This is a genomic window from Psychrobacter nivimaris, from assembly GCF_904846365.1.
Lineage (GTDB): Bacteria > Pseudomonadota > Gammaproteobacteria > Pseudomonadales > Moraxellaceae > Psychrobacter > Psychrobacter nivimaris_B.
Genome location: NZ_CAJHAL010000064.1, coordinates 1 through 3,857, shown reverse-complemented (window position 1 = coordinate 3,857; position 3,857 = coordinate 1). Strand labels below are relative to the sequence as shown.

The 3,857-nt window shown below is 39.6% G+C and carries 4 protein-coding genes and 2 pseudogenes; 3 read left to right on the top strand and 3 right to left on the bottom strand.

What is annotated here, in order from left to right:
* Together JMX63_RS14820 and JMX63_RS14260 are read right to left on the bottom strand one after the other, a co-directional pair.
* Positions 1–70: pseudogene (locus JMX63_RS14820) on the bottom strand (transposase); the annotation flags it as partial.
* Between the two features lie 222 nt (positions 71–292).
* Positions 293–904, bottom strand: a complete 612-nt coding sequence (locus JMX63_RS14260; RefSeq protein ID WP_134292834.1) for a hypothetical protein — start codon at positions 902–904, stop codon at positions 293–295.
* Positions 905–1,236: 332 nt separating this feature from the next.
* Here JMX63_RS14260 and JMX63_RS14255 point away from each other — a divergent pair, with 332 nt between their 5' ends.
* A complete protein-coding gene (locus JMX63_RS14255) occupies positions 1,237–2,280 on the top strand; it encodes an NAD(P)H-dependent flavin oxidoreductase (protein ID WP_134292849.1) in 1,044 nt (347 codons plus the stop codon).
* Positions 2,281–2,305: 25 nt separating this feature from the next.
* Here the strand turns inward: JMX63_RS14255 and JMX63_RS14250 are convergent, their stop codons facing one another.
* Positions 2,306–3,025: an aspartate/glutamate racemase family protein gene (locus JMX63_RS14250; protein ID WP_201573166.1), complete on the bottom strand. Its 720-nt coding sequence runs from the start codon at positions 3,023–3,025 to the stop codon at positions 2,306–2,308.
* Between the two features lie 337 nt (positions 3,026–3,362).
* Here JMX63_RS14250 and JMX63_RS14245 point away from each other — a divergent pair, with 337 nt between their 5' ends.
* Both JMX63_RS14245 and JMX63_RS14815 read left to right on the top strand, forming a co-directional pair.
* Positions 3,363–3,617, top strand: a complete 255-nt coding sequence (locus tag JMX63_RS14245; protein ID WP_102078218.1) for a DUF2798 domain-containing protein — start codon at positions 3,363–3,365, stop codon at positions 3,615–3,617.
* Positions 3,618–3,788: 171 nt separating this feature from the next.
* Positions 3,789–3,857 (top strand): annotated as a pseudogene (locus JMX63_RS14815) (transposase); the annotation flags it as partial.

Genomic DNA, 3,857 nt, shown 5'->3' with positions numbered 1-3,857 from the left:
TGTCATCGAAGCTGTTCATGCTACCAGCCATTTGCTCGGCCAGTTTTTTAATGTCAGATTGAGTCGTCATTGCTTATTCTCCTGTTAATGGATTATAAGCAGTTACACAGTTTTTAGGAAACTCCCGAATTAGGACATAAGCAAATTCAGTTAATCAAGCTGTAGAAGTGAGTCAGTTTCTTAGTCATCGTTTTGGTGGCTTGGATACTGATCTTTTTTTTGAAAATCTTAGTAAGAATTAATATCTTACAAAGAGTTAAAACTGAGTGGTAGATAAGCCGTTAGAACCTATTTAATTATTTTTATAACTAGGTGGGAACTTCTCTTTTCCATATATCCATAAGAACTTATCAATATCTTTCGCATTTTTTCCGTTAAGATTATAATACGTAATAAAATCTAAAATCACTTGGTGAAATTTTTTAAAACTCTTTAAATCTTTCTTCTTAAAGTCTGAAAAACTATCTCTTTCCTTGTAGGCGATGAGTGTCTTTTCTACGAAGCTGTCATATATAGAATAATCTATTTGGTTATGCCAATTGCAATACTTAGTAGCAAAAGAATAAAAATTGATTTCTTTATTATTCTTTTTAGTACGAATGTTATGTCCAGTAGCGATTTGATGTACAAGCTCCGGATTTCCTGCCTTTATGTTTTCATCGACATCACATTCTAATATATGCTGAGCCACCTTGAAAACACTATAAATGCTAGTGCTATATAGCTCATTAATCACACTGACCTTTAAAATAATATCTTCAAGAGAAGTGTTATTTGGAAATGCTTCGAACAGTTTTATTATTGCACTATCTCCATACTTGTACCTTTCATCTAATTCGAATTTATCTATATACTGCTTTATTAAATCTTCAGTAGGTTCATCTAGAAAATCATTATTCTTCATATTCTTTCTCATATCATTTGAATTTTTGAATCATAGGACTTTTAAGTTACAAATACGGACTTACCATAATTATTGCACTTAGCCTAATATTATTCCACAAGAGTCTAGAATTTTTTCATTTAATTCAACTTTCTTTGGCTAGATATTTAGTAATCTCAAGTATATGTATTAATAAACTTTAACTACAGTTTTATAGTCAAATAATTTAACTACAATTCCGTAGTCAAAACCCACCACCCTATTTAGCAACTAAATAAACACTATCTTACGTACTGTTCGCCCAGCTCTGTTAAAGTAAGTCATGCAAACACCTTAACAAAAGGCTACCCGTCATGACCTTACTTGATACTCTAAACTTAACCTACCCTATCGTTCAAGCACCAATGGCAGGAGCAACCACACCTGAACTTGTAGCGACGGTCAGTAACTTTGGTGGACTGGGTTCACTAGGATCTGGTATGACTGATCCAAATGTTTTGACCAGCCAAATTAATACCATTAAATCGCTCACCGACCGTCCGTTTATGGTCAATCTCATGGTATTGTCTGAGCAAGAATCTACGACCTTTGATACCGAAATTCCCGCTTGGCTAAGTCAATACTATCAAGACAATAATATTGAATTTACACTACCTGAACGCCCAGCGCAGAGCTTCGCAGAGCAGCTAAAAGTGCTCTATGACAATCCCGTTCCCGTTGCCAGTTTTACCTTTGGCATTATCAGTGCTGAGCAAGTTCAGCGTCTGCAAAGTTTCGGCACACGCGTCATCGGTACCGCCAATCATCCACTAGAAGCGAAAGCATGGAGCGAAATTGGCGCAGATGCGGTATGTGTACAAGGGGTTGAAGCGGGTGGACATCGCGGTGGTTGGTTACCGCAAAGTGAAAGCGATCCATTGGGATTATTGACTTTGATTGCCCAAACCCGTGCCTGTACTGATATTCCTTTGATTGCAGCAGGTGGCATTATGACAGGACAGGATATCAAGGCAGTACAAGCGGCAGGTGCTGAGCTTGCACAAATGGGGACGGCGTTTTTGACCACCGACCAATGCGGTATCAATGATACTTATAAACAAGCCTTACTCGATGCCAGTCACAGCAGGCGCAGCTCAGAAACGCGCTTAACTCGACTATTTTCAGGTAAGCTCGCTCGTGGTTTATTAAACGATTATCTACGTGATTTTGCTCAATTTGAAAGCGCTGATGAGCTACCGCCCTACCCACAATTAAATGCCATGTCCAAATCTATGCGAGCTCATGCCTCTAAAAATATGGATGCAGAACATCAATCTTTATGGGCAGGACAAGGGGTAACTTTGGTCAAACGAGAGAGCACGTTTGAACTGCTTGAGCGACTGGTAAAAACGTTATAGGCTTAAATATTTTTATCAGTCCGCACTACTCTAATAAAAAATCTACCGCCGCAGCTGCATGAATAGCTGTGGTATCAAATACAGGTATCGGGCTATCAGCCTGTTTGATAAGTAAACCAATCTCTGTGCAGCCCAAGATCACACCCTCTGCCCCTTGCGCTGCCAAATCTTTAATCACTTGACGATAATACTCTCGTGAGCTGTCTTTAAACTCACCGACACACAGCTCTTTTTTGATAATGCGATGTACTTCTGCTCTTGCCTCATCTTCTGGTATCAATACTTGTAAACCCGCATCAATCAGACGCTGCTTATAGAAATCTTGAGTCATCGTAAACTGAGTACCAAGCAGGGCTATTTTGGTGAGATTTTGTTTTTTGATAGCATCAGTAGTCGCATCAGCGATATGAGTCAATGGCAAGTCTGTGGCGGAGCGCACGTCATCGACCAGTTTGTGCATCGTGTTAGAGGCAATCATGATTCCTTGTACGCCAGCTGCTTGTAGACGCTGAGCGCTGCTAGCCATTATCACGCCTAGCTCGTCCCATCTGCCTTGCTCCTGTAACGTATTGATCAACGCAAAATCCACACTATGAATCAACAAATCTGCTGAATGTAGTCCGCCAAGCTGATGCTTGATACCTTCATTAATCAGACGATAATAGCTCTCGGTACTCTCCCAGCTCATACCACCGATGATTCCTAATGTTTTTTGTTGAAAATCCCTTTGTTCTTGAACTGCCATACTATACCCCTAGTGGTTTTTGGTCTTAGTTATAGTAAGTTATCGTAGCAAAATCGACTGTTGAGAACGCGCTGTTTTTAGAGATATTCCTTTTAGAAATAACTTCTTCAAAAAGCTTTAAAACGCTGCCTTAAAGACAATAATCATATTAATAACATATCGCAAACCCTACCATTGATAATAACGATTTTACCCGTTCGGCATCACGGAGTATGATGAACACTGATAATTATCACTTCATTTACTACAACTACTCATTACCTGACTATTATATTTATACCGTATGCCCGCATCATAGGCTGGGCGTAGCTAACACTATGTAGGACAACCGAATACTATGGCCAACTTCCCCACTATCAGAATACGTACGCGCCGCAAATATTACCGCCTTATCTTTACAGGCCTGATGGCGATGATGATGTCACTGATTATCTCAACAGCCCTATTGGTGGTCAAACAAGGCTTTATCGACGGATTTTTTATGGAGTTGATGCATTCATGGGGACTGGCCTTTATGTTTGCATGGCCAAGTGCATACATCTGCGCCTATCTAGTACAAGAGCACGTGCTGAGTAGGATAGAGTTTTATTAAACAGTATCGATAGCTATCATAATTCTGAGTCATCGTCGTTATAAGATAGTTTAGATATAGGGCAAGCAAGTCAAGGTTCTATAGAGAATAGACTGAACTGGCCTAATGCCGTATTGAGAGTTTCCCAAACTTTGTGTAACTGCTTATAATCCACTAACAGGAGAATAAGCAATGACTAACCAATCTGACATCAAGAAACTGGCTGAGCAAATGGCCAGCAGCATGAAAAGCTTCGATGAC

What these genes read in the sequence shown, in the direction of transcription:
- JMX63_RS14250 (WP_201573166.1), bottom strand. Translation starts at nt 3,025, where the DNA reads ATGGCAGTTCAAGAACAAAGGGATTTTCAACAAAAAACATTAGGAATC.
- JMX63_RS14255 (WP_134292849.1), top strand. Translation starts at nt 1,237, where the DNA reads ATGACCTTACTTGATACTCTAAACTTAACCTACCCTATCGTTCAAGCA.
- JMX63_RS14260 (WP_134292834.1), bottom strand. Translation starts at nt 904, where the DNA reads ATGAAGAATAATGATTTTCTAGATGAACCTACTGAAGATTTAATAAAG.
- JMX63_RS14245 (WP_102078218.1), top strand. Translation starts at nt 3,363, where the DNA reads ATGGCCAACTTCCCCACTATCAGAATACGTACGCGCCGCAAATATTAC.